This is a genomic window from Rahnella sp. Larv3_ips, from assembly GCF_003697865.1.
GTDB classification, from domain to species: Bacteria; Pseudomonadota; Gammaproteobacteria; order Enterobacterales; family Enterobacteriaceae; genus Rahnella; species Rahnella rivi.
Genome location: NZ_MJIB01000004.1, coordinates 1,110,303 through 1,136,670, shown reverse-complemented (window position 1 = coordinate 1,136,670; position 26,368 = coordinate 1,110,303). Strand labels below are relative to the sequence as shown.

Annotated in this window: 25 protein-coding genes and 1 tRNA gene; 17 read left to right on the top strand and 9 right to left on the bottom strand. The window is 38.3% G+C overall.

Translation table 11 applies throughout. The features are described from left to right. The first annotated feature begins 84 nt into the window (after nt 1-84). Together ED901_RS07455 and ED901_RS07450 are read left to right on the top strand one after the other, a co-directional pair. Nucleotides 85-1,179, top strand: a complete 1,095-nt coding sequence (locus ED901_RS07455) for a GGDEF domain-containing protein (protein ID WP_122095486.1) — start codon at nt 85-87, stop codon at nt 1,177-1,179. A gap of 173 nt (nt 1,180-1,352) precedes the next feature. Then, nucleotides 1,353-1,892, top strand: a complete 540-nt coding sequence (locus tag ED901_RS07450) for a DUF2058 domain-containing protein (protein WP_122095485.1) — start codon at nt 1,353-1,355, stop codon at nt 1,890-1,892. A gap of 9 nt (nt 1,893-1,901) precedes the next feature. Here the strand turns inward: ED901_RS07450 and ED901_RS07445 are convergent, their stop codons facing one another. After that, on the bottom strand, nt 1,902-2,600 hold the full coding sequence (locus ED901_RS07445; RefSeq protein ID WP_122095484.1) for an RluA family pseudouridine synthase: 699 nt from the start codon (nt 2,598-2,600) through the stop codon (nt 1,902-1,904). 975 nt (nt 2,601-3,575) lie between these two features. Between ED901_RS07445 and ED901_RS07440 the strand changes: the two genes are divergently transcribed. The 11 genes from ED901_RS07440 to ED901_RS07390 all read left to right on the top strand — a co-directional run bounded on the left by ED901_RS07440 (nt 3,576) and on the right by ED901_RS07390 (nt 10,692). Then, nucleotides 3,576-4,982, top strand: a complete 1,407-nt coding sequence (locus ED901_RS07440; protein ID WP_015730176.1) for a hypothetical protein — start codon at nt 3,576-3,578, stop codon at nt 4,980-4,982. A 289-nt stretch (nt 4,983-5,271) separates the two neighbouring features. Further along, the gene (locus ED901_RS07435) at nt 5,272-6,147 is read left to right on the top strand and encodes a DUF6387 family protein (protein ID WP_122095483.1); all 876 of its coding nucleotides are present in this window, start codon (nt 5,272-5,274) and stop codon (nt 6,145-6,147) included. A 149-nt stretch (nt 6,148-6,296) separates the two neighbouring features. Beyond that, nucleotides 6,297-6,515 carry an AlpA family transcriptional regulator gene (locus ED901_RS07430; protein ID WP_011094449.1) on the top strand — a complete coding sequence of 73 codons (219 nt, stop codon included), beginning with the start codon at nt 6,297-6,299 and terminating at the stop codon, nt 6,513-6,515. 32 nt (nt 6,516-6,547) lie between these two features. After that, a complete protein-coding gene (locus tag ED901_RS07425) occupies nt 6,548-6,862 on the top strand; it encodes a hypothetical protein (RefSeq protein ID WP_122095482.1) in 315 nt (104 codons plus the stop codon). A gap of 79 nt (nt 6,863-6,941) precedes the next feature. Continuing rightward, nucleotides 6,942-7,238, top strand: a complete 297-nt coding sequence (locus ED901_RS07420) for a hypothetical protein (protein WP_122095481.1) — start codon at nt 6,942-6,944, stop codon at nt 7,236-7,238. 81 nt (nt 7,239-7,319) lie between these two features. Beyond that, nucleotides 7,320-7,556 (top strand): hypothetical protein, encoded by a 237-nt coding sequence (locus ED901_RS07415; protein WP_122095638.1) that lies wholly within the window; start codon nt 7,320-7,322, stop codon nt 7,554-7,556. Between the two features lie 39 nt (nt 7,557-7,595). Beyond that, nucleotides 7,596-7,946: a hypothetical protein gene (locus ED901_RS07410; RefSeq protein ID WP_122095480.1), complete on the top strand. Its 351-nt coding sequence runs from the start codon at nt 7,596-7,598 to the stop codon at nt 7,944-7,946. A 69-nt stretch (nt 7,947-8,015) separates the two neighbouring features. Then, nucleotides 8,016-8,261, top strand: a complete 246-nt coding sequence (locus ED901_RS07405; RefSeq protein ID WP_191931183.1) for a DNA-binding protein — start codon at nt 8,016-8,018, stop codon at nt 8,259-8,261. A gap of 822 nt (nt 8,262-9,083) precedes the next feature. Beyond that, a complete protein-coding gene (locus ED901_RS07400; RefSeq protein WP_122095478.1) occupies nt 9,084-9,848 on the top strand; it encodes a hypothetical protein in 765 nt (254 codons plus the stop codon). A gap of 162 nt (nt 9,849-10,010) precedes the next feature. Next, nucleotides 10,011-10,322 carry a hypothetical protein gene (locus ED901_RS07395; protein WP_122095477.1) on the top strand — a complete coding sequence of 104 codons (312 nt, stop codon included), beginning with the start codon at nt 10,011-10,013 and terminating at the stop codon, nt 10,320-10,322. Between the two features lie 64 nt (nt 10,323-10,386). Next, a complete protein-coding gene (locus ED901_RS07390; RefSeq protein WP_122095476.1) occupies nt 10,387-10,692 on the top strand; it encodes a hypothetical protein in 306 nt (101 codons plus the stop codon). Between the two features lies 1 nt (nt 10,693). Here the strand turns inward: ED901_RS07390 and ED901_RS07385 are convergent, their stop codons facing one another. Together ED901_RS07385 and ED901_RS07380 are read right to left on the bottom strand one after the other, a co-directional pair. Further along, nucleotides 10,694-11,458 carry a hypothetical protein gene (locus ED901_RS07385; RefSeq protein WP_122095475.1) on the bottom strand — a complete coding sequence of 255 codons (765 nt, stop codon included), beginning with the start codon at nt 11,456-11,458 and terminating at the stop codon, nt 10,694-10,696. Nucleotides 11,459-11,821: 363 nt separating this feature from the next. Beyond that, nucleotides 11,822-12,199 (bottom strand): hypothetical protein, encoded by a 378-nt coding sequence (locus ED901_RS07380; protein ID WP_122095474.1) that lies wholly within the window; start codon nt 12,197-12,199, stop codon nt 11,822-11,824. A 620-nt stretch (nt 12,200-12,819) separates the two neighbouring features. Here ED901_RS07380 and ED901_RS07370 point away from each other — a divergent pair. From ED901_RS07370 to ED901_RS07360, 3 genes are all read left to right on the top strand, one after another. Next, the gene (locus ED901_RS07370; RefSeq protein WP_122095473.1) at nt 12,820-13,371 is read left to right on the top strand and encodes a membrane lipoprotein lipid attachment site-containing protein; all 552 of its coding nucleotides are present in this window, start codon (nt 12,820-12,822) and stop codon (nt 13,369-13,371) included. 10 nt (nt 13,372-13,381) lie between these two features. Continuing rightward, nucleotides 13,382-13,657 carry a hypothetical protein gene (locus ED901_RS07365; protein WP_122095472.1) on the top strand — a complete coding sequence of 92 codons (276 nt, stop codon included), beginning with the start codon at nt 13,382-13,384 and terminating at the stop codon, nt 13,655-13,657. Nucleotides 13,658-14,242: 585 nt separating this feature from the next. Then, nucleotides 14,243-16,048 (top strand): hypothetical protein, encoded by a 1,806-nt coding sequence (locus tag ED901_RS07360; protein ID WP_122095471.1) that lies wholly within the window; start codon nt 14,243-14,245, stop codon nt 16,046-16,048. A 246-nt stretch (nt 16,049-16,294) separates the two neighbouring features. Here the strand turns inward: ED901_RS07360 and mobQ are convergent, their stop codons facing one another. Next, nucleotides 16,295-17,791 carry a MobQ family relaxase gene (mobQ, locus tag ED901_RS07355; protein WP_122095470.1) on the bottom strand — a complete coding sequence of 499 codons (1,497 nt, stop codon included), beginning with the start codon at nt 17,789-17,791 and terminating at the stop codon, nt 16,295-16,297. A gap of 819 nt (nt 17,792-18,610) precedes the next feature. On the opposite strand from mobQ, the gene ED901_RS07350 reads away from it, so the two are divergent. Continuing rightward, nucleotides 18,611-18,922, top strand: a complete 312-nt coding sequence (locus ED901_RS07350) for a conjugal transfer protein TraD (protein ID WP_122095469.1) — start codon at nt 18,611-18,613, stop codon at nt 18,920-18,922. Nucleotides 18,923-19,378: 456 nt separating this feature from the next. Here the strand turns inward: ED901_RS07350 and ED901_RS07345 are convergent, their stop codons facing one another. The 5 genes from ED901_RS07345 to ED901_RS07325 all read right to left on the bottom strand — a co-directional run bounded on the left by ED901_RS07345 (nt 19,379) and on the right by ED901_RS07325 (nt 26,236). Beyond that, entirely contained in the window at nt 19,379-22,288 is a 2,910-nt protein-coding gene (locus tag ED901_RS07345) for a type III restriction-modification system endonuclease (RefSeq protein WP_122095468.1), read from the bottom strand. Between the two features lie 2 nt (nt 22,289-22,290). Continuing rightward, entirely contained in the window at nt 22,291-24,228 is a 1,938-nt protein-coding gene (locus tag ED901_RS07340; RefSeq protein WP_205965086.1) for a site-specific DNA-methyltransferase, read from the bottom strand. Between the two features lie 17 nt (nt 24,229-24,245). After that, complete coding sequence (locus ED901_RS07335) at nt 24,246-24,608, bottom strand: hypothetical protein (protein ID WP_240993884.1); 363 nt, start codon at nt 24,606-24,608, stop codon at nt 24,246-24,248. Nucleotides 24,609-24,709: 101 nt separating this feature from the next. After that, nucleotides 24,710-25,981 carry an integrase arm-type DNA-binding domain-containing protein gene (locus ED901_RS07330; protein WP_122095637.1) on the bottom strand — a complete coding sequence of 424 codons (1,272 nt, stop codon included), beginning with the start codon at nt 25,979-25,981 and terminating at the stop codon, nt 24,710-24,712. A 179-nt stretch (nt 25,982-26,160) separates the two neighbouring features. Continuing rightward, a tRNA-Asn gene (locus ED901_RS07325) sits at nt 26,161-26,236 on the bottom strand. Nucleotides 26,237-26,368 lie beyond the last annotated feature (132 nt).

Here is a 26,368-nt window from a genome sequence, read left to right as displayed (position 1 = left end):
AATGTTATTTCCGGGTGCTTTGTTTTGCTTTTCGGGAAATGTTAGTATTACGCACATTAAGTCCGCACAATATTGGAAAGATTGATGATGTTTTTCCTGGAAGAAACGTTAATAAATACGCTTGTCGGAATGTGTATTACCTATACCTGTATTTCAATTCCTTTTTTATATGTGAAGTTTACGCAGAAAAACAGCCTGCTGGTGAAGTGCGGCCTGGGCGTGCTGTTCGGGTTGGCAAGCGCTTATATTTTTCAGGAAGGGTCTGTCAATCATGCCAGTCTTTACAGCGTGATTATCGCTCCGGTTACCTTTGGCTTTATCTTCTACGGCTACCCGGTGCTGATTTTAGGCTTTATAACAAGCACGCTATTTATTTTCGGGAAAACCAGTTATTACGATGTGTTTTCCATTATCTATTTTATCTGTCTGACCGGATTCAGCCTGACACATCGTAAAGGCATGATGTTCGTCATTTTGTCCTACAGCATTGCTCAGTCGATTAATTTGCTGTCACATATTTCCGCACTCAACGACAACGGGTACTGGGAACTGGCGATCGTCAAAACGCTGATGAGTCTGGTATTCCTGATGGTGTTGTATTTTTCTTTTGGAAAACTGACCGACCTTTCCACCAGTAAAAATTATTTTAAAAAAGCCTCAGAAACCGATCCGCTGACCGGCGTCAGTAATCGCCGGAGTATTGATCTCTATTTAAAAGAAGCGGAAGAAAACAGCAGCAGCAATTTCTGCGTATTTATGCTGGATATCGATAACTTCAAATCAATTAATGATAATTTCGGTCACCCGTTTGGCGATGAAATTATCAGCACGGTGGCTAAAATTATTAAAAAGAATATTCGCGGCAATGATTTCGTCGGCAGGTATGGCGGCGAAGAATTTCTGATCGTCCTCAATTCCGGCCTCGTCAACGCGCTGCCGGTGGCAGAAAAAATGCGCCTGAAAATCCAGGAGCATGTCAGTGCCAGTCAGGGGCCGGACAATGTCCGCATTACCGTTTCCGTCGGCGTCGCCGAACATGCACCGGGTTCCCCGGTAAACGGCACCGTCGCCAACGCCGACAGCGCGCTGTATCAGGCCAAGACCCAGGGAAAGAACCGGGTCATCGCCTGGGAAACCCTGCAGGATGCCGATGATGGGAACGTCAGGGGGGAGCCCTGACTATCATTCACGTTAACGCCCGTTTTTTTCCCTCGTGCCGAAAGCCGGAAAGCGGAGCGGGCAAGGGGCTGGTTAACCGCAAATCTTACCCTAATCCGATCCTGCAACCTGACACAGCCCCGCCATTTACAGGTATAATCCCACAAATTTTTTAAACTGGTTTAGAAACGAAGATGACAAAACTCACCTTACAAGAGCAGTTGCTGAAAGCCGGATTAGTCTCCAGCAAGAAAATGGAAAAAGTCCAAAGAACGGCTAAAAAATCACGTGTTCAGAGCCGTGAGGCAAGGGCGGCTGTGGAAGAGAACAAAAAAGCCCAGCTTGAGCGTGACAAACAGCTCAGCGAACAACAAAAACAGGCGGCCTTATCTAAAGAGTATAAGGCTCAGGTTAAGCAGTTGATTGAGATGAACCGAATCACTGACGCCAAAGGCGACATTGGTTTTAACTTCACCGACAGCAACTTAATTAAAAAGATCTACGTGGATAAAACGACGCAAAGCCAGCTGATCAGCGGGCGTCTGGCGATTGCCCGTCTGCTGGTTGATAGCAACGGCGAGAGCGAATACGCGATCATCCCGGCAAGCGTCGCGGATAAAATTGCGCAGCGCGATGCGGGCAGTATCGTGCTCAACAGCGTGCTGAGTCAGGAAGAGCAAGACGAAGAAGATCCTTATGCTGATTTCAAAGTGCCTGATGATTTGATGTGGTAATAAACCCGTTTAGAAGGGACTTTCGTGACGGGCAACCATCGGCTCCTGGCTGACGGGGTGAACAAAATGCAGTTCACTGGCATGCAGCATCAGGCGCGGTGTCCGTTCGGTTCCCGGCAGCAAAAGTCCGCCATACAGGTCACAACCCAGAATAGGGTGGCCTGTGTGCTGACAGTGTATCCGCAACTGATGTGTGCGGCCGGTTTCCGGGGTGAGCAGTACCCGCGTTAACGGCAGTGGCGCCCCGTCATCCCGTTCCTGATAAAACCGCTCAATGACCTGATAGCCAGAACGCGCGGGTTTGCCGCTGAGTTCGCAAATTGACATCAGCGGGAAAAGCGCCGGATCTTTGGCAATCGGCGCGTCTATCACCCCTTCATCTTGGTCCAGATGTCCGCAAAGTAGCGCGCTGTACACTTTGGTGACGGTGCGCAGGCTGAACTGCTGGCAAAGGGCGGCATTAACCGCTTTGTTGCGGGCAATCACCATCAGACCGGATGTCCCAAAATCCAGGCGGTGGACCAGCGTGCAACCGGGGAATATCTGTACCAGCCGGTGATGCACTGAATCAAGATTTTGCGGATTTTTGCCCGAAAGGCTGAGCAGACCGGACGGCTTATTGATGAGCACCAGATGGTCATCCTGATACAGCGTCTCAATCTGGTCATGGCACGGCGGGGCAATAAACGTATCGATAATCGTAGACATCAGGCAACCCGGACGGAAAGTGGGAGCGGATGATAACGAATTTCAAACCGAGTTACGACGTCAGGGATGTGCTCATCCAACCACGCCTTTATTGACTGACCGTCAATAATACCGTTGCTCCTTGCCCTCGCTGCCATAACGTAATCAAAACTGACTCTGGATATGACGCCCAAAAACAAAAAGCCCGCTTAAGTTTCCTTAAGCGGGCTTCTCTAAATTTGGCTCCTCTGACTGGACTCGAACTTCATCTGTGACTCCTGTTATTAATGGCTGTATGTAAGAACTGTGATTTTTTACCAGCATTTTTACCATCATTATTTAATCTACAACCATAAAATGTCAATTAAAAACAATTGGTTGTTGTTATAACGTGTTGTCTGTTGCTATCTTCTAACATTATTATGTTCAACGTCATATTGTCAGTTTAATTTTGGTATTTATGTCTATAAAACAGATTGTTATGAAGTTTTAACTCAATTTTTAACCTTATCTATCAGATTGAAGCTGATGAGGTTGAAGCTGAATTCATTATGAGTGAAAACCTGCATCCACTTGTTCATTTCCAGCAAATCATGAGACACATACATACTATGCGACAGGTTGCTTTGAGCGACATTCCCCCTTACTTAGGCCATAAAAAGCTTGTCGAATGTATCAGGGCGTGAAGCGGAAATAACAATGCTCACTCTACAAGCTGCGTAGTGACATTGGTAATGGGAAGCAAGTCAGTAAAGGTATCTTTTGCTCTGATCTATAGTTGGCCTTGGTAGCTAAAATGACAGTCTGATCTTGGTTTTTTTAGTTGCATCAGTTGGTTCAGCTCGTTTAAATTGTGGTTAGATTTAAAAGTCCGTAACAAACGAGAAGACCTATCAAGGGGGTTCTCAAATGACCTCCACAAATAATTAATGAAGTCGTTGTTGGTTCTTTCAGAACTTTCGACTGAGGTATATAAACTAATGAAAAGGAATGAAAATGGCAAATAACTTGTTGGTTGTTGACACTCAAAGTGTAACAACTGTAGTTGACCAATTTAATACATCACTTGCTATCTACCTATCCAGTTTAGATTTGCCCACAAATAATGTTCTTGTAGAGAATTCAGAACGTCACAGAGTTATTTCAAATCTTCCCGATGTCATCAGTAACATGACGGTACAAACCCGCTCTGACTCATTATATTTATCAAAATTTGTCGCGGCATGCGGCGCAGGTCTCTTTGATGCTGCTTTGAATTTTCTCTGGAATGAAACTGTAACTAATTTGAGATGGAAGGTTTCATTAAATGATATTGACTATTTCTATGACAGTATAATAACCGATCCTAAAAGGCGTGATAAATTAAGATCCATTGATGATCTTGTAAAGGTTGAGGAGTGGGAGCTAATTAGGGGGTGTCACCTAACAGGTCTACTTTCAGATTTAGGTTTTAAACACTTAGATTACATAAGGGATATGAGAAATTGGGCAAGCGCAGCACACCCTAACCAGAATCAGCTAACTGGTTTCCAATTAGTTTCTTGGTTAGAAACCTGTATAAAAGAAGTAATATCAAAGCAACCAGAGCCTGCAGCCCTAAACGTAAATCGTTTTCTACTAAGCATCAAGCAAGAGTCTTTAGATTCGACCGCTATAGCCCATATTAGAACAGGCTTGCAAACTCTACCTTTAGATGCTCTAAATTCTCTCCTGCGAACTATATTTGGAATGTATACAAATGATTCCGCATCAGTGCAAGTTAAAAACAATATTAAAGGTATTGCAAATGACTGTTGGACCTTAGCATCTGATAGTGCGAAATATAATTGCGGCATAAAATACCAGTCATTTGCTACAAACGGTGAGAACTCTCGGCGTGATGCAGCAAACGAATTTTTGACTATTGTTAGTGGGTTACCGTATTTACCTGCTGATACATTATCAGTTGAAATGTCAATAAAGATAGATAATCTGTATCAAGCTCACAGCGGCTGGAATAATTTTCACAGTGAACCTCCTCATGCTTCAGCTTTGGCTGCATATATATCCAGTACTGGAATTATACCGGACGCAGTAAGGAAGGATTATGTCAAAACTATAATTATGTGTAAATTGGGTAATGGATACGGGATTTCAAATGGGGCTGTATATTATTACGATCAGATGATTGCTAAGTTTGGTGACAACGAATTAAAAGAGTTTGTAAGGCTTGTCTTAGATAGTGAGTTTACATCCAGAGTTTCTATAGCCAGATGTGCTGAGAGATATAAAAATTTGGCTGCAACATTTACTTCTACGAACCAAGTTGTAATTCAAGCTCTGGGTCACATCGCAGCAGCCACACAGGCTCAAGTCCCTAATCTTGGAAGAGTATCTGCTTATCAGCGTTTGGTTAATTCGTAAAGAAAAGCAGAACCGCAAGGTAACGTACTTACTTCAGCCGCCAACTCTAAGGTAGGGTTGGCGGCTGAATGCTTTAACGTCAAACGAGAAGCCGATAAAAACGCTAGACTATGAATCACCCGTAGAACGGTTCAATCAGTGTGCTGCATCCATCGGTTGAACTCACAACTTCACATTCAATTCTTTAATGCCCCTATCTTGGGATGCCTGACATCTTTTTTCACTTTCTCTATGCTGTTGAATGAGATAGCTTTATCACAACTCAAAGCCAACATTTATAGAGAAAACAATGACCAAAAAGATGCCTAAAGCGGAGATGGTAGAAGCACTCACTGAGTGGTTTGATGTAAGCCGCTATGAAGTGCTGAAAGATTTAACGCTAGAACAAATCTATGCCGAGCTAGAAAGGCGGATTTTTGCCTATAAAGCCAGACAGCAATGGGAAACAGCAGGTGAAGAGAACCAAATGCTGGCGATATACCATGATGCCCTGATCCGTTCTGGTAAAGTTATACATGAGGCTAAATGGGTTTCTGACAGCCATATGCTGGCCCATAGCTATGCAGTCCGACCAATGACAAGGAACTCACTGTTCAACTATGGGCGGGCAATGTATAGGCTGGAAAACTCTGATCAGAAAGATGATGTTTCAGTGAGTTCAGAATACATATCTGAATATCTGAAACAGGGAGGGCTGAACCCTTCCAACAAGATGCTGGTTGAAATTGATCTGAATGAAGCCAGCAGTGATGATTTGGCAGAACACCTAAAAGTGCTTATCACTCAATGGCAGAAGCACCTGAAAGCGCCTAAGCCACCGGAAAAGGATTTCCGTTTTGGTCATAAAACATTCCAAAAGATACTCGATTACAAGATCATCCCTTTGATGGATCTTATCGGATGGGAACAACTCAACAAGCAAAAAATCCCTTATCCTGTGTTGGCTGGCCTCCTACACCCCGATATACGTTATGCCAGAGGCAGCGAGCAAATCAAAGATACTGATTACCCGTTAGCCTATGATTTTTTGAATAATGATAATTATTTCAAGTCGTTAAATGATTTCTTCATAAAAAACATGTACGTGAAGAGTTCAGATATCCTTGCTGTCATCGGCATGAATGACAAACCTGAAGACAAGAAGAAAACAAGGGACAGTCGCTAAGCCTGAACGTCCCCGGTATTCACCCCTCATAAAAATCCCCTAAATTCACTGGTCCTGAACTTCCCCTCTGTTCAGGGCTGGTGAACCAACCTCGTTTTTTACAAGCATTATCCATACAATTATTTCCATCGCAAACACAGGAGATAAATATGGTTCAAATCGTAGCAAACAAAAAACAAAGCCTTATTCGTTTACCCGAAGTAAAAAGAAGAACTGGTTTTGGGAAAACGTGGATTTATGCGCTTATTAAATCTGGACGCTTTCCTTCACAGGTAAAAACAGGTGTAAGAGCAGTCGCCTTTATTGAAAGTGAGGTTGATGCTTGGATTGAGAAAATCATTTCTGATTCACGTCCTGTATCTGAATAACAAATATTTTAATAACAACAAGAGGAAATAAAATGAATAATCAAGAAATGGAAAGTATCAAAGAGTTATCCACAAAAACATTTTATGATATGACAAAGTATCTTTATGTAGCTGGAATGCTGATATATAAAGAGCAAGGAGATCATGAGTTAGTCGCATCTATTATGTTAGATAATAATAGAACGGAATCGTATCTTTCACATGTTAAAGATCATCTGGCTAAGCGTTTTGATGGATATATGGAAGAAGCTGGTAAAAGAGAAAGACTGATTTATGTTGATATGAATAAAGTTATATTGGAAATGAAAAGTGTCCATATAAAAGCATTGCTTTTTGGTATGAGCTAACAACAGCGTATTAGGCCCCGTAAGGGGCTAATAAAAAACACGATGAATTAAATAAGCATTTAACTATGAGGATATAAATATGTCTAAAGATAAGATAGGTATTAATAAATCAACTGAACTGTTCTATGACCTTGCTTGTAGGTCGTTTGCCGCAAGCTGGAATATGTTCATGGAAGTTAATGGTGATGGTGACGCCAATGATTATTTGGATGACCCAGATTTCATGAGTCCATTTATTATCCATGTGATTAATCATATTCAGAACAACTTTGAAAGGTTCACTGCCCAAGAAGGTAATAGTGGTGATATTAATCAGGTTAACTTTGAACTGGTCGCTTCCATGTTAGTCGAGTATTCAGAAAACTTTAAAAAGTAAAAAAATAATCTTGCCCCGTAAGGGGCTAACAAAAGGTATAAGAGGAAAATATAAATGATAAACAACAACGAACAAAGTTCTATGACAAATAAAATGTCTGTAGTTGTAAGCGTGTTGTGTGATGGACCTCCAGAAGTAATGAATACTATTCAAGAGCGTTTTGAAATATTTATTGCCATTACTGGGTATTCAGTAGAAGAAATCATGGATGATAAAAATATATTTGATGAGTTAAATCGATTTATTAATAACGAGCTAGTGGATGATTTGGGGTTGGAGTATGACTGTGTCGTAATAAATATCGGTTATAACAACTAATGTTTTACTAAATATTAACTGAAAAGTGAGGGTGAAAAAATGAAAGAGATTGTATTGAACAGCTATGATAAAACAAAAAATGAACTTGTTGCTGACATCTTACAAGGATTCTGTAATGAGATATATAATATTTATGAAAATGATCCTGAAACAGCAATCTATATTATGAGTTGGGGTAAACTTTCAGAAGTTATTTATGATGTGATTATAACTCGTGAGATAATGGAATACTCTATTAAAAATGATGTTTCTGGTATCAATAAAAATGATTTAAAGGATGACATCTTACATTGGCATCTTGAGCATATCATTGAACTTGTTTCAAGAAATATAAATCAGGATGAAAATCAAGATCCTGTTTACTGGAAGCTGAAAATGACAGTTGTTTGATTTTTAGATGGTATGAGTATTCCCTCGAAAGAGGGAAATAACATGAACGATAAAAATAAGGCGTTCAATATGATTGATGAATTCCACGTTATGTTTATGTATAGAAAAATCCAAGCTGAAGCGGCTAAAACTGATTTAAAAACCTTGAATCAACTGTTGAATAAGTTCCGTAAGGTAGTAGCGGAGCGCCGTGAAGAATACTATCTGGAGATTGGTGAGAAAAAGGCACAAGAGCTAAGGGGTGAGAGGCTACAAAAAATATGGGGGAAAATGAAACGTGACAGAGTTTTACCAGAAGATCTTATTGACAGGTAATAACCAGTCACAATAACGTATTTAACTGGCGGCTACGCCGCTATTCTTTATGGATAAATCCATCATCAACAGGGGTGAACCCTGTTCCAGCAATGTGATTGTCTTGAACAATCACTAAGTGCTGATTCTGTGAATATATTTCATATGTTGAAGAGTAAATAACCTATTTTATAAACTTAACACTAAACTCTATCATGGGATCGGTTTTACAATAGAAAGATGAAACGATCTAAATCCGATCCTTTTCGACTTTCCTAGCCAATATGAAAACTAGCTTATCAAGGTGAAAATATATTAATGTCAGTGTTAGGGCGTAGCCGTGCTTCAGCACATGAGCGTTAGCTCATAGAGGATGGTGATTTTCAAAAAGATGTTAATGCAATAGAAAGGAAACGGTGAAATAAAAAATAAATTACGCTCAGACATTACTGATCATTTTAATATCGAAACCCCATATGACGATCATGAAAATCGCCCGGTTTCTCTATATCCTCTTAAGTATTATCTCTTACTTCTTGCAAAATTAAATTAAGACAAAATCGGCTTGTAGCCCTTGCGGTATAAGGCTTATGAAGAAAATACGCGACTGACCGTACAGTGAGCTTTCCTGACTCTGTGGTCAGTATTCCTGACTGTACAGTGAGCTTTCCTGACTCTGTAGTCAGTTTCTATGTCATTTTATAGACTAAAAATGACTGTGCTTTAAATTATAGTCACTGGAATACTTGCGCTTTTAAAAATATTTTCGCAAAAAAACTTGATATCTGTTTTGTGCATGGTGTTTAATTTATTTTAAATAAAATAACAAGAGGTAAGAATAAAATGAATGAAATAGAAGTTGATTTAGATTTAGGCTTAAATCCTTTTTGCTTTGAGACCGAGCTAAAGATTGAAACAAGAAAAAGAAACCTGACTGTTTCAAGAGGAACAGAACTTATTGAAAGGAAGGATACCAGCAAAACTTATTTTGCCAATATCGTACATACCCAAGAGGTCGATAAAGAAGAGTTCATTAAACTCTACACCTCCCAGATAAAAGCGTACTTTGATTTAACGAAAACAGCTTACAAAGTGTTTTTTATCTTTTTACGTATATATCAGGATGCGATTGGAAAAGATCACTTTTATCTGAGTTGTAAAAAAGCAATGTCTCTCGCAGAAAAAATAGATCACTTTGCTTTGTCTGAGTCTATTTTTTACAGGGGGATAAAAGAACTTATAGAGAAACGTATTATTGCTAAAACTAATGAAAAAAACTGGTATTTCATAAACCCAGCCATTGTCTTCAATGGTGATCGTGCTCGCTTTGTGTCAGAGATTGTAAAAAAGAAAGAAGTGATGGAAGAACAACCCGAAAGTGTTACCAGCACTGACCGAAGAAATAAAAATATTAAAGAAGAAGATAGATCAATTGAGTCAGTCATAGAATACGTAAGTAGCCAAGAAGATATAGATTTGTTAATCGCAAGATTACAGGCTAAAAAGCACCAAGGAGCGATGATGAGTAAAAGCATGGGAGGAGGTATCGCTGTTGAGGCAGCAACTCTTTTACCACCAGAAAAACTGTTAGATTGGGATAATATTTAAAGGTATTAACACAGATGATGTGTAGTGATTGAGTAAATAAGATGATCGGGAATGCTTAATATACAAGCGTTGTATGAAATATTATTTATACAACCTAAGTTAAATTTGATTTTTCTAAAACAAATATGGTATTAAAAATAAAACAAAAAGGAAAATCAAACAATGAATAATATTAAAATCATTACGCTCTTTAACGCCAATGAAAACATACCATTTATGACCTGTATAGTTAAAGATGTTGAAGAGAATGAGTGCGGAATAAAACTTACTCTCGAAAATGACAATAACATCTTTATCAAAGATTACGGTTCATTCTTTCTGTCCGAATCAGCAGATGATTACGATAAGGCGCGAATGGTAAATGTGTATGGAAGATTGATTTCTGAACTCAGCCAAGTCAGTGAAGAGACAATAAAATCATTAATGTCAGAAAGCAAAACCTATAATATTCAGCATCCTAACACACTCTGTTAGTGTTCTGGATGATTACCATTACTGTGGCAGAGTAAAAGCTAGCGCACCAGACGAACCCGCATTAATGAATTTTCTTGGCCTGCAGGGTCTGCGTGAGGCCATAGCTGAAAATAACTTCTTATCTGAACTGGAAGCCTCCGGCGGTATCGTACTTCACACCGATATGGGCTATCCAGTTGCAGAATACAAAGGTACAGACATCAGAATAGCTATCGAGCCGATAAACCTTACCCATATGCGAGATCTGACCAATGGCTATGTGGTAATGTTCAGGAACGGTGAGTTAGGGCATGAGATTGAGGGCGATCTCTATGAGGCGTTATCTCAGGCTGTTGATAGGCTTAAGATCGCTGTTGTCGCTACAGATTAATTTAGGAAATATCAACTTTTAAAACATATCTTGGTACCGCTTTTTTATGACACATGGTACCTGAGAATTTGCTGACATTTATATAACCACCCATTTCAGTTCTACCTCGTAAAGTTAAAGTAGCCCCAGATGCAAATAAAACTTCTTTCTCGTGGCCTAAATTAGTTCCACTATGTCGGAAAACAAATACTTTTGTTTGAGGATTAATAACATTTAGAACTATCAGAGTTAGTGCATTCTCTTCATATGCTTTACCCCCCCAAAGTGCATTAGATTGAGCGACTACAGGGCATAAGGATGTAGATAGTGGCCTTTTCATTTTTAAAATTGTTCCGATAGGTTCATTGTTAAAAATATTTCCACCATGAACTAGTTGTTGTTTTTGAGTGAGTAACTTCCCGCAAGAAATTATCTCTTCATCAACATCATCAAAATTCATGTCTCGAGAATAAGATTTTTGATAAAATGCCAGCGTTTTTGGTGTTCTTGAAGGCATCAACTCTCGCCACTTTTTGTATTCATTAGAATTCGTTAAATTATTATCAATATGATTACCTAAATCATTAGAAGCGCTGCCTGCTATAATTAATCTTGCGGCATCATGCATGTTTTCGGCATATTGTATCAATTTTATATTTACTTTTGGCGATGAAAAATGTTTATTTTTATGATAGAAATCCATTAACTCATCATGTGTAGGGTCTCGTTGTTCCCATATTTCAAATCTGGGTGAGAATTGCTCAACAATTGGCAGGTAGATTGACATTTATTTTCTTAACCCATATGAGAAATAAATAGTAAAATAATGATATTTTATTTTCATGTCAAGCCATTCAAGTGTTAAGATATGTCGCCTATATCATTAACGAATGAATAACAATGTTTATTATTTTTTTGTGATGTTTTTGTATTATTTTGAAAATAAAAAAGAAAGTAACTTGACTTTTAGTGATTGATGTATTTTTTAAAAAAAACTGTAGTCTGATATGATATTTATTATGATTCGTTTATTTTATTTGGCTAATAAATAACAGCATTAAAAGGCTATAATTCAGCAATAATAAAGCCAGAGTAAATCCAGCTTCATTAGCACTATGATAATTAGATGACTCGTTTGGTTTTAATTAAATTAATCCAACAACCCACGAGAAACCTTACTCGCCGTCTGGCTGAAATTATATCGCTCAACAACATTACCTTTGAACCAGATCTCAAGCGAGTTCATGTGAGCCGTGTTGCTGTTCTTCAGCAGGGCCAATCCGGGAATGTAGTTCGAGATCTGGCTTTCGCCTGACATGCTGGAATAGGACCACATTTCCTGACCATCATTGGTGGCTAGCGTCTGAGGCTCACCGAATGCGTTAATAACATCTTGCTGGGTAGTTTTCCCTTTAACGATTTTTACTTTTACGGTTTGTTGGGATTCGTCTTTCAGGGATTTGTTGCCATAAGTAGTGCAAGCGGTAAGGGGCAGGATCATCAGTGCCGCGATAAACAATTTTTTCATGTTAACTCCATATGAACAGTAAAACGTAAAAATAGGCGTAAAGAGTTCTTAACCAGCGCTGTATTGTCGCTGGAGATCAAAAAAGTTTTGTCAATTGATAGTGAAAGAAGCCTATGACCTTTTTATCCAATCAGCTAATGGCATCTTTCATTGTGGCTTTCCCTGATGTTGCATTAATCAAAGCTATCTAAAGGCCATAAATCGACATTAGCCGCTTGTCTTATGGTTCAACGCTCTATCCCTTGAACTAGCTCGTAAACTGTCTGGTGGCCCTCTGGTTTACTTTACTCATTAACGATTCCTCTAGCAAGAAAATGATCGGTATTGCAGATCGATAATAACTTATTGATAGATTATAACGATTGAAGATGATTTATCGATCGGTATTTTAATTGGCTTTATCGATCGATGAAAATTTAACGATAGGTGATATCTATCGTTATTTTGTTTTTGATCGTTACAAACGATATGACGGACCACAAAAATAATTGAATCCTATCAATTGGTTAATCGGGTGGTTTTGCTTCGTTATGCCTGTCAAAGCAAGCTGTAACGGCTACTGGTGCGCAGCAGGCTACCTCTACATAACAGCATTTTTGATTATCGGGATGGATAGGAAGATGAAGAAGATTTTACTCGTTGCTGGCACAGCTCTTTTTCTGGCGGGATGTGGTGAGAAGGGCGACTTTGAAAAAGCGATCAACGCGAAAATATCACAATCAAAGCTGTGCTACTCCCTGCAGGGCAACGACATTGTATTCAACAAAGGTTTTCCGGTTAAGGTTAACCGTGGCTACCGTTCTGCCGGATACAGTGCCAGTGATGAAATCCTGAATGGTCTTGTTGAACAGGGGCTGCTCACTGTTTCACAACAGGCAAATGGCTTTAGCAATGTTGATGTTCTGGAAGTAACAGATAAAGGCCAAGAGGTTGAGTTTTGGGACCGTGAGAATGGTGCCTGTGTCGGTCATCGGGAAGTTTCTGAGATAAAGGAATGGACCGAACCGGGAAACAATAATCAGAAAATTGTTCGCGTGTCTTATACATGGAAGTTGGCGGATGTTCCTTCATGGGTGGACAAAAAAGCGTTCTCCAGCGTCAAGGGTATGAATGAACCTGAAGAGAGCATGATTAATCTTGTTAAAACCAGCAATGGCTGGAAAGCGATCTAAGGGGTCTATCATGGCAAACAATACAATCCAGTGCCCATTTTGCCTGAAAGAGAGCCAGCGCGGTGTTCATGTCTGCACCGGATGCATGGCGACTGTTTTATATGGTGCCTACCCCGGTTGGTATGCTTTCGTGGTTATATTATTGACCTTCGGCCTGTCTATATTGATCGGAATGTCTACAGGCATGGCGGGAGCTACTATCAGCCTACCAATCATTGCGGTTGTTGGGTTTGTGGCTGGCAAGGCTATCTTCTCTGAGAATGTTGTGTTTAAGCGAAGGATGTAAATAGCGCTCTTAATAGATACGCCACATTTCAATCAAAGATGTGGCTTTTATAAATAAGCGATTTACTTTACATGATTCAATAAATGTTAAAATGAAAACATTGCAATAGAATAACTAGAATATGCTTTATAGATTAAAACAAAGACATAAAGTGTCATTTAAAAAATTAAGATGATTTTATATGGGCTAATATTTTTTAGTATGTGTAAGTTTCCTTTTGTTATTGCTTTGGAGACAAAAAGGTAAGTGAGAAAGTTAATCTAGCTTAACTCCCCACCCTATTTACATATCTATATGCACGGCGGTATAAACTATCCGCTTACATATAATCGCTATTGCGAGTTTTATAGTGGATTAGTTATTTTCTTTAGGGTGGTTGTTTAAAAATATAATTTATTTTGTCTAAAGACTAGGTGGGGTAAAATCCAAATTTTAGTTTTATCAATATATTGTAAAACGTTATGCTATCTAATTTTCATTCTTTCGCCGCAGGAATAACATACTATTCTATATTGATTTTATTTGTGATATAATAGATAAGTTGTTATTTAAAAATATATAAATATTAAGCTGCGGAAATACATCATGAAACTATTCAGCAATACCGTTTGGGAGGGACTAAACCTGCCTGATTATAGGGCTCGTTTTTTTATAGAGGTTTGGAAGGAGATTTTGTACGTGAATACTCCTTCATTTTATCAATCTAAAATGATTAATACAATGTCAGGGGCCGAAGAGTTAGTAGAGGCCATTGATGATTATATACAAGATGATAAGAGTAAAAAAAGCTTATTATCAACGATAGAGGATTATAAAAGTAATTTAAAAAAAGACTCTATAGCAAAAGATGTTTTTAAAAATTTACATGCCACGCTGTTAAAAAAACTTGAGACTGTTCCTGACTCAATATCCAGTAATTATTTTTTAGAATTAAAAACAATTGTTAAATTGGTATCTTCAAAAGAAGATGACTATTATCATGAACTAAAAAAACAGCTAAAGTCATCTGTTTTGTCAAATGTTGACTTGAGCAAAAAAGCTCGTTTAATGGACTCCATTTATCAATTAACAAAAAGCTTTATTGGCTACCTCCTGTGGAAGGGATACTCACCAACTTATTTATATAATAGAATGGAATATCTTACAAGAATTAAGAATTATGGTAGTAGAGACTTTTCCGCTCAATTTAGTAGTTGTCTTGATAAGTTAACTGTTAGGGTTCATGATTATACAGTATATTTTCTTATTACACCCCTATCTAAATATCTGATTGAGTTGAATAATATCCTCGATGTGAGTTTTATCAATCGGGAAGGTATTATTGATGAAAAAGACTATAATAAAATTTCACAAGGAGCTGAATCTTCGGTATTAGCTAAAGTTGTTGTGAATACAACAGACTACGTTTCCGCAGCGTGGCAGGCGAATGAAAAACTGGATAAAGTTATTGATTATTTAGAAATAGAGAAACCAGAATATAATATTAGATATTCTCCTGTATGTCTTACAGGGTTTTCGAATGGTAAATTTACACATCATCAAACTATAAATATAGGCAGATTGAAGCAATTCATTACGAGTAAGAATTACAGCATTCTTGAAAATATACCTCTTCAGTCTAAGGTATTATTACGAGAGTCTATAAAACTAGACAGATATGATGTCCTGACTAGATCTTTAAGGTATTTAAGAGTTGCAAAAGAGTCAACTTCACTTGAGCAAAAATTGCTGGGCGTATGGATAGCTCTTGAATGTATTTTCGAGAGTACATCAGGTAATATCATTTCTGGAATCACTAACCACATCCCTACGTTCTATAGTGCTCAAAGTCTAGAAATTAGAATTAGATACTCTAAAGATTTATTAGAGGCTCGATTGAAACCTATTTCAGATAGCCTTTTAAAAATCACGGGAAATCAGAAATCTAAATTCCTAGATCTCTCTTTAAAAGAATATTTTGACATAGTGAAAATCGAAAAAAACAGGCATGAAATTTTCAATGAGTTAGTTTCCAAGGGGGACGACTTTGCCGTTTTTAGACTCATAAAAATATTTGAATCCTTCGAAAACTCAAAAAAAATAAATGATAGATTTAATGATACTAAAAAAGATGTTGAGTCTCAACTTTATAGGATTTATAAGGTAAGGAATAAAATAACCCATAGAGCATACTACGGAAATATCAGACCCCAATTAGTGGATCATCTTTATAGCTATTTGCTAAGTGCATACAGCACTCTGATTTACAGTTTAAGATATAATGGAATCAATAAATTTGAGCCACAAGATATGTTTAATGCATATATCATCTTCTGCGATAGCTTAATATTTAATAGTGACGAGGAAAAAACGCTTGAAAATATAACAATTGATGAGGTGATTTTCTCATAGTAAATATTTTCTTTTTTGAAGTATATTCAGTGACGGAAAAATCATGAGGCCATAGCAATTATGGTCTCATATTCAATCGATAAACAATGAATTACCCTATTTAATCTCACTATTACCATTGCATTTTTCTAAAGTATATTAAAACTGAAAAAATTATTAATCGTATCAGCAAAAACATCTTTTTTAAAATGATTAACATTTCTAACCAGATAAATAGCATTGCAAGGGCTAACCCCGTACGTACTCTCAATCTAATTGATATCTTGGCGGCTTCAATTTAGGTACTGAATTATTCCTATCTTCCGAAATTGTTAGTGTGCATTCGAAATCTTTTTTAGGTGCTATTGGTTTGAGCAGACGACTCGGAAAACGCTTGTTCTCATTAGGTATTGGTTCGTCCTTTTCACAATTGAAATTAGATCTTCTCCCAAATTCAGTTCGAGAAATATGACGGCCTAACACCTCATCAAAGACATAATTTTCAGCAATACGTTTATCATGCTCTTCACTGATAATATCAAGTTTAGCTTTGTCTGTTTTAGCCCATATGAATTTATCCCTGATAAAATCAACTAAAAGGGCAGTGAAATGTTTAAAGATATTATCCTGACGTGGAGTAGACGGTTTCCTCGAAGCACGTTCAGGGGCGCGTCTGGATGCCCTGTTTGGTTTTTGAGAGGAGAATGTTTTCAGAATAGTATTTGTCCCAGAATCAGAAATACTGACAGATGGTTTCTTACCAGCAACAACCTTACTGACTTTGGATTTATCACGATAGGATTTAACGCCACGCATACGAGTATGAGGAGTGGGTGCTACCAGTACCGGTTTCTGTGTTTCACTGTTAGAAGAGCCAGAGCACGTTTCTGGTAATACAATCTCTTCTGGTTCAGCAAGAACAGCCACGGTGAAGCTTCTGACATCAACGACGATTTCAAGATCAAGCTCGGTGAATGTTTTGTAGACTTCAACGGCTTCTTGCTTGGCAGCATCACGAACAGCCTGTTCTGCGGCTCTTTGCTCCTGAGCAGCCTTACTACGCCATTTGGCACTGTGAATACGTTTCATTGGAGGACGGTTTGTTTCGGCGGCTTTAGCAAGCCATAGCGCTTTTTCTTCATTATCCAGAGCAACAGCCGCATTGGATAATGCTTCCTCATGCTGGGCTTGGAGAGAACGATGGTCAATACGTTCTGATGAGCCAGCAGCAGCGAGGTAGCTGTTAGCAATAGAAGCCCATGACTCACGCCACAACACAGACATTTTTCTGTCGTTCCAGCTTCTTTCTTTTTTGCCAAAGCCTTCCGGGCCTATGGTTTTGAGCGTCAACATAATGTGAGCATGTGGGTTGTCGCTATCGAGATCATGAAAAGCGATATCGGCAATCATGCCTTTATCAACGAAATTTTTCTGGCAGTATTCAAGGACAAGCTTTTTCTTGTCGTCATTGTTTAACTCGGCAGGAATGGCGATATCGAAATAACGGGATGTTTGACCGTTATTCTGGCGCTCAACTCGTTCGACTTCATTCCACAATGCTGTGGAGTCTTTTACGATATGTTCAGGAGCATTAACTGGAGCTAATATGAAATGCCCGTACAGATCCTTACGGCGACTATAATCATACGTATCACCTGTTCTTTCATCTGTTATACGTGTACGAGCATGATAGGCAGCTTTCGCAACGGAAGATCTGCCCTCACTTCGTTTCACAATTTTAAAATCAAGATGAAAAATAGCCATACAATAAAGCAACCTCAATATAAATTTAAATATCAAACCAAAATATAAATCTCCAATGCGACTATGTTGGTTTTAGTTTTCCGTAAGAAAAACTCTGGTGTTGACGTTGACCTTTCTTTTAGCCTGCGGCAGGCAACCGTCGGTAGACCCCACACGCTCACGAAGTGAGTGTATAGGTGGGCATTGCTTTATTTTTATATCTCCTGACGGAGCTAAAAATAACGATAATGTAAAAAGTTTTCCTACCCTTAATTAATAACACTAGTTTTAGTGTCTGTGAAATTAACAGAGGTAGAATCGGATGAACGGCTGAGGTAGGGGGATAATATTGAATGTTTGGGCTTTAGTGAGCGCCCGGAAGGGCAAACGTAGTATTTTTCCCCTCCCGCCGTAAGGCGGGAAAGCGAGGTTTAGGTAAAATAGAGAGAATAACAGATGCTTTTATGCGTTGCACAATTCACAGGTTAAGGTCAGAAATCAAAGTTTAAAAACGGCAGGTGAAATTGTTTTCATTGATTTGATAAAATAAGTAACGGGGAGAGCATCAGACATTTAATGTTAGTGATTGCTCGCGTATGCGTTGCACAATTTTATTTTGAACATACTGTTGTGTTATTTATAAAACCAAAACACCATTTTTTCGGGATGAATCCCTTCATTAACAGGGCAAGCCTGTTCAGCAGGTGATTGTTTGAAACAATCATTTTGCGCTGCGTGGTTTAATTTGAAATAAAAACTATTCAGCTTGCTACCTATAGTTTGATCTTTTCCTTTTTTAATAGTATTTCATGTTTTTAATAACTAAAAGGAAAAGTAATTATGAGTGTGGAAGATAAAAACAAAAAGCCCAGAACAGAAAAAACAATCAAGCAAAAAATAGCATCAGCGCAGATGCGTCTGAATCGCCTTAAGACAAAAGAGAAATCTTTATCAAAGAGTGCTGAGACACGCCTGAAGATCATTCTTGGTGCTGAAGTAGCTAAAGCTGTGGGCTGTAAAGTAGAAGAGGTGGATAAAGAGTTAATATTAGGACTGATATTACAATCATCGAATATTAATTCGGAGGCTAAAGCAAGAATTAAATTACGAGGGAAAAGATTTCTTGAGGATATGGTGGGTAGGCAGGAATGATATATTCATAAAAGCGAAGTGAGATTAATTTTTGTTGTGGTGATTAAAATGAGTTAGTGACCCCATCATAATAACGAAAAGTCGTTATATACTTTGCCATGATATTCATAAATATAACATGAGATATAAGATAGATAAGGTGTCAGGAACTCGGTTTAATACTCCAGACTTTCATAGCGGATTAAAGTCATTCGTAATTAGCTGTTATGATAATGTTTTTTTCAAAAGTAGTTAAATATATTTGACAATCAGTATTTAATGTCGTATTTAATAAGAGTTCCTTGAGAATATTCACTTCATGAAGTGTCTGATTGCCCCATATATGGGGAGTGGTTTACAGCCCAATGGGCTGATTGCGTTGCCCCAAGTATGGGGATATATATTCTCTCCAATGGAGAGTTCCCTTAAGGGAAAAAATAAAGGGCCGGAAGGCCCTTTTCCATTTATAAAATGTTATCATCCAACTTGTTTAATCAGTTCAGCTATTCTGTCTGCAGAAAATTGTGTTCTAAAGTCGACTTTGACAGATTTACTTATTTGACTGAATAGTGCTTGTGCATGTTTTATCTTACGTTCTTCTTCAAGTCTTAAGCTATCCTTTCCATCTACATTTTTTGTTTCGATAATAAAGTTTAAATAATCACCTTTTACTGTTTTGACAACATATGCAAAGTCAGGGGAATAGGTGTATCCACCTGCTACCGGGATCTTAATGGAGTTCTTCGGTATCTTTGTAAAAACAGCTACAGACTGGATCTCCCCATCTGATATGTTGAGCCTTTCAAGCTCTGAGTCATAAAAGACTTCTTCAAAAAGATAAGAATCTAATGGTGGTTTTGTGTTGTCATTCAATATACCAAGATCACTTGATAATACTTCATTCACAGGCTCACCGTCTGCATTAGTGAACTTTGTAGGATGAATTGAACCTGAAATCACATTATATCCAAGACTAAATTTGTTAAATGAATTGTTCAACAAATACTTGCTAAAACCAGATTTAATCTTTCTGATTGTTTGAATGTTCAGATATTCAGTGATATTGATAGTGTCTTTTATATCACAAAAAACCTTATGCAAGGTATTGTGTTTAGCAAACATAGTTTGTGACAAGTTCTCAAGAAACTCTCGATAGCTCATTGTGTTTAGTTTAGCAAAATCATCATCGTCACTGACGATACTTTTCGACATTGCCGTATCATTATGAATATAAATTCTATCAATGCGAGTATGGACGCCTGATTTAGTAAATCTTTGTGTTTCTTCGAGCATGAATGACTTGAAAATGGATAAGAATTCATTTTCGCTGTTTATTTTATACTCAATCACCGCTTTCTGATTGATTAAATCCCACAGTTCTTTCAATTCACTAAACTTGCCAGCACGCATTTTAGTGCGTCTTTTTCCATCTGTGGCTTTTTTGATTTTGCTTGGTTTTACCCCGGTAGGGAATGCTGCCGGGTATTTACCTTTTAAGCGTGTATAGGAATCAGAATTTTTGAAGTTGTCATTCTCATCAATGATTTCAGCATCAAAGATTTCGTTCATGAGTATCCTTGATGAAAGATCAGGATACTGAGATAGGATTTTATCTTTAAGCTCTTGAGTAAACTTACTGGGAACAGTTTCTTTGAAAGAGCTTTCATTGACCTCTTTGACAAGAGAATCGACAAAATCTTTTTCCGTAAAATCAACATAATAGTTGAGAGTAAAATTTCGGTCTTTCACACGACACATGTATTCATTCACTGGAAGACGCAAACCACGTCCTACCTCTTGAAGTTTAGATGTGGTGCTACCGCTTGAACGTAGCTTACAAATCTGAAAGACGTTTGGGTTATCCCAGCCTTCTCTCAACGTCCACTTAGAAAAAATGAAACGGCGAGGATTATCTAAAGACAATAAAAGCTCTTTGTCATGAAGGATTTCATTGATTTCCTGCTCAATTTTATCATCTTTATCGCTGTTATCTTTTGAAAAATATCCTCCATGAACAGAAAATATATCTTTGACAGTTTTTTCAAGGTAGTTTCTATAAAACTCATCTTTTTCTGTTTTCAGTAGGTTATTAGCTTCTGCCAAAACGAACGCTTCAAATTTAGTTTTCAGGCTTCCAGCAATATCATTTCCATCTCGATAGCCTTCAATGTCATCAATGAAGAAAAGCGTCAGAGGCTTTATACGTGGTCTTTGTGTTAGATACTCTTTTTCTAACTTGAAGTGTTCTTTGACAGCTTTAAGCATCATGTTATCAGCAAGCGTCTGATCGTAAGAGTAGGGGTTTATCGAGCTACCAATTTTTAGCTCAATACCATTACTCAATACTGCAGTGCTCTTGTTTAAAGCTTCCAGTGTTAAATCATGGATCGCACTATGCATTTTAGATAGTGATTCATCTTTGGCTAACTTGAATGTTTTTTTATTACCATTTTCATTCAATTCAAACGTGGCTTCTTTTCCGTCAGATCTAATGAACTTGAGGTTGGCGCTACCATCACCAACAATATCTTCAATGTAAGCATCAATACCTTTAACAAGATCTTCATTGAATGCATCTACGGCTGTCAGGCGATAAACTAAGTTCTTATAGCCTTCACTAAAAGTTGCACCATAACGAATAATATATTGAGCATTAAATTTCTCAATGTTTTCCCATGTTTTTTTACCAGTAGGAAACTTATGAGGTTCATCAACAATGATGAATGGTTTTACCGCGCTAAGGGCAGCAAATGGTGTATCAAACTGATTATCAAGCAAACCAACATCATAAGTGTCAGTTAAAGACTTGGAGTTAATCATCCCGGAGTTGATTACAAGAACGTGTATATATTTCTTATTGAAATTACTTGCTTCAACAAAATCATGAATAGCTTGAGGCATATACGATTTTGTGTTTTTACTAGAGTTTTTCTGACTCTCAACAACATAAGTCTTTAGCTCTCGCTCGTAATCATCTCGAAAGTGTTCTTTTAAAGCATCACTTTTTAAAAAGTTAACTGTTCCGGCTTTGATCGATAGGGTAGGAACAATAATGATAAATTTATTAACGCCAAAAGATTTGTTCAGGTCAAAAATAGTTTTTGTGTAGGTATAGGTTTTACCTGTCCCTGTCTCCATAGAAACGTCAATGACGTTACTTTTAGCATCGTAATTATCTTTTGAGTGCTCAATACCAATGAACTCCTGAACATTTTTTATGTTGTTGTAGTATTGTTGTTCAGACAGATTCATTTCTGGATTAGCTAACAGGCGGATAGCAACATGATCCGTCTGATGAGGTATAGCGGAAACAAAAATATTCATTACCGCATCAACGCCAGCCTTTTGATGGGGTAAATTCTTTTCGAATGTGAACCCTTTAGACATGATTAGTTCCTCACTACCAAATCTAAATCAATAGATTTTTTATTAGCATAACTTTTTAGTGCTTCATTAAGTTCCATCTGTTTTGCGCTTTCGAAGTTGCTGCCATAAAACACGACTTTGTTAGGGGCAAAGTCTTTGTCTGAATCTAGTTTTTGAAGTAAAGCTTTCAGTGCTTCACTGGTGAAATTAGGCGCAATCAGATACAGACGACCATCGCACAAGTGTGCTTTGTAGCCATTGAGATCAACATCTTCGATTGGTGTTGTTAACAAACTACCATCATACACACACCATGTAGTCAATAGGGTGATATACTGTTCAGGAGTCAGTACAACATCATCAAAGAATGTATGGTTAGACAATGTTAGTTCAGTTTCATTTTTTTCACGGAAATTAGTCATTAATTGAAATATTTTAAACCCTTGATATCCATTTTTTTGAGAAGCTCTAATTAATCGCTCTTTTGTTAAATCATAAATTGTTTTATAACCATGCTTTAACGCATCTGTTTTTTCTTTTGTTGGTTCATCTAACTGAACAGTAATGAACTGATACGATGTTTTATTTTTATTATTTAAATTAAACACAGTGTGTGCAGTTGTTCCAGAACCAGCGAAGAAATCTAAAATAATCCCTTTTCCGTCGCATGCGAAAGAAATTAAATCCTCTAGTAACTTTACAGTTTTTGCATTGGCAAATGGCTGCGTCATCTCCGGAAAAATTTCTTTCAATTCATTTGACCCTGACCGACCATCGAGATTGATAACTGAACTTAATTTCTGTTTGTAATCCTTAGCATATACTTTGATCTCTACGAGCTTATTTTCGTCATCACCAAAAATAATTCTCCTCTCATCAATCATATTATTCATTGTGCTTTCAGGGAAACGATACCCCATTAAAGGTTGCTTACATGCTTTCTTCGTGATTGGATGAATAATATCATAGCGATACCCTTCTTTGCCGGGGTTATGTACCCCCCTTAATCCGGCATATACTCCTTTTTTATCAATAAATTTATAATCTTCTAAAGGCCATAATTCACTTTTGTTTTCTCTATACCATTTAGAGTATTCATTTTGTAGTTCATCAATGTCAGTTATTCTTTGATTTAATGAGTCGCCAATATTAACAAGCAGATCTTTAACATCAGAAATGCTTGATTTCCATTCTGCTTCAAGTTTCTCTTTATTCTTAGCGTAGACAACAATATATTCATGCTCAATGGCAATGTTTGAAGGGTTATTATCTGTGACGTTTTTCCAAACAATATCACCAACTCGATTTTGCTCACCGAAAATTTCATCGCAAACCAGTTTTAACTGACTGAATTCATTATTATCAATAGAAATGAATATAGTTCCATCTTCTCTCATTAGTTCACGTGCAATATAAAGACGAGGATAAATGAATGTCAGCCATGCGCTATGGCTACTTGAACCCTTGACAGTAAAATCGAGGACACGTGTAGCTTCATCACGATCGATACCTGCAAGTTCAGAAAGCTGTTCAGGCGTAAACTTGCGATCATCGTTATAGGCGAATCCATCCTTACCTGTATTGTATGGAGGATCAATGTAAATCATCTTAACCTGTTCAGCATACGCATTAACCATATGCTTCAATACTTCGAGGTTATCCCCTTTGATTAACAGATTTTTACTGCATTTGTTCTCATCGCGTTGGTTATGGTCTTTATCTTCCGTAAGTAACGTCTTCGGTGGTAGATTAGCCAATAGTCGGGCATAGGACTTACCCAGCCAATTTAAACTGTATGACTCTTTAGAGAGTTCAACATCGGATGATTTAACGATCTCAAGTAGCTTTTCTTGAAGGAACGCCCCATTTTTATCAAAACACTGTGGGAAGTTAGCTTTTAAAACAGAAAGTTGTTTACTATTTGCGGTTTCAACTTCTGAAAAAATCGTTTCTTTTTGCATATCCATTTTAAACCTGATTATTTAGCGTTAGATTTTGTGGTGTTTTTGATTGAAGCTTCACTTAGACCTATGCGTAGTAGTTCTGCCGCTGCACCATCAATGCTTTTGAAGACTCGTGCTTCGTATGGCAGTCTGGAGCTACATAAGACTAATGGCTTACCTTCCCACTCTGAACCATCAAAAATGACGGTATACTCGCCCTTAGAGCCTTCTATTGTCGCTCTATCGAGTAGACCTGATTTAACTCTTTCCTTAGCCATTGAGCTGAGGATTAAATTTCCACCATCAAGACCTGATCTCATGGTTATTCCCTCGGTATTTAATACTGCTACGATATCAAATATTGCTGAAAAATCATAATAGAATGGTTTAATAGCCATCACTGACTGATGGCTATTAAAATATTTTTAAAACAAATGGTTACATGCTGTTTCGTGATGAGTTATCAAACGATTAGCTGTGATTTGCTAACCCCAAAAGATCACCTGTGAGCAAACTCGAACGGCCTGACCATACTATTGCTGTTTGTATCAAGGAAATCAGCCCACCACTGGAGCATCAGGCGGCGCTGTTCGAGGTGTTTTGCCTTGTGGGTATAAGCAGCACGGACGCTATTGCTTTCCTTATGGCTCATTTGAAGCTCCACTGCGTCTTCTGACCACAAACCTGACTCAATTAAGGCACTACAGGCCAGCGTGCGAAAACCGTGTCCACAGATGTCCTGCTTCGTGTCATAGCCCATATTGCGAAGGGCTTTGTTGATGGTGTTTTCGCTCATTGGCTTAAACGAGTCATAACAGCCAGTAAAGATTAATCCGTCATCATGACCTTCTTTATAAGTCAGTTGCCGAATCTCTTTCAGTATCCTCATGGCTTGCTTACACAAGGGAACGAAATGCTTACGCTTCATTTTGGCCCCACGAGTGGAATGTTTGACATTTTCAATCGCTTCCCGCTGTTCGGGGATCACCCACAACTTACTTTTGAAATCAATTTCAGACCAACGGGCGAAACGAAGTTCACTGGAACGAATGAAAATCATCAGATTGAGCTGAATAGCCAGTATGGTTAACCTGCGACCTCTGTATTCGGCAATTTTTTTCAGTAGTTGAGGAATTTCTTCCAGCTCCAGTGCCGGGCGGTGTTCAGTCTGTGATTTCTGAACTGCACCTTCCATATCATAGGCGGGGTTATGGCGTATCAGTTTTTGCTGGACAGCATGGCGGAGGATCGCAGTGATGTATTGTTGAATACGCATGGCGACTTCAAGATAACCAAGAGCCTCAACCTTTTTCACCGGAACCAGCAGGTCACCCGTATCCAGTTCGGCAACATCTTTGTCACCGATTACCGGGAAGACATAAGTTTCAAGGCGCTTCCATACGGAATCACCATAATCATCAGACCATTTTGTTTTCGTGGAGAACCACGCTTTGGTCACTGCTTTGAATGTTCGGGTGTTATCACGCTTGGCCTTTAGTTCTTTAACTTCGGCCTGTTTCTTTGCATTAGGGTCAATACCCTGAGCAAGAAGTCTTCTGGCCTCATCACGGCGTTGTCTTGCATCAGCAAGTGAAACAGCAGGGTAGACACCGATGGAGAAGATTTTTTGCTTCCCTTCGAAGCGGTAAGCCATCTGCCAGTATTTGGAACCCTTGGGGGTAATGCGAAGGAACATACCGAAGCCATCGGTCAGCTTGTATTCCTTAACGAGGGGTTTGGCGTTTTTTACTTTAGTATCAGTAAGTGGCATAACGGCATCCCCCGCTTGTTGGTAAAAACGCAATCGAACTACCATTACCAACATTTTTACCAGCAAATGGGTATGGCTTCGAGTGGTTTTTAGTGAACGAGGGTGAACTTGTAGAAGGGAATAACCAACTGATAGAAATGCAAAAAGCAGACGTCAGTGAACGTCTGCTTCCCTTAAATTGGCTCCTCTGACTGGACTCGAACCAGTGACATACGGATTAACAGTCCGCCGTTCTACCGACTGAACTACAGAGGAATCGTGTGAACGGGGCGCATAATAACGAGTGACGGGGGCGGGATCAAAGGTTTTTTTGCTGCGACGTTCTGATGGGAGACAATTTGTGCAGATGGGTCAAAAAACAGTAAATCTTTCCCGCAGTTCATCAAA